The organism is Streptomyces katrae (assembly GCF_000717655.1).
Classification (GTDB): Bacteria; Actinomycetota; Actinomycetes; order Streptomycetales; family Streptomycetaceae; genus Streptomyces; species Streptomyces katrae_B.
In genome coordinates, this window is record NZ_JNZY01000130.1 from 1 (window position 1) to 256 (window position 256).

General features: G+C 70.3%; 1 protein-coding gene. It reads left to right on the forward strand.

Annotated elements, in window-relative coordinates; translation table 11 throughout:
- Positions 1 to 256: IS5/IS1182 family transposase (locus tag IF09_RS0139665; RefSeq protein WP_030304484.1), on the forward strand; the 256-nt coding region annotated here is incomplete at both ends.

Here is a 256-nt window from a genome sequence, read left to right on the forward strand (position 1 = left end):
AAGGGGGCTCCAAAACAGGGCGAAGCCCCGTTGACCGGGGCAGGAATGGCAGCAAGCACCACCTGATCACCGATGCCACCGGCATTCCGCTTGCCGCCATCCTGACTGGCGGCAACCGCAACGACGTCACCCAGTTCATCCCCCTCCTCCAGGCCGCCCCACCGGTTCGCGGCAAGCGCGGCCGGCCCCGCCGGCGGCCCGACACGGTGCTCGGGGACCGCGGCTACGACCACGACAAGTACCGACGCCTGGCCTG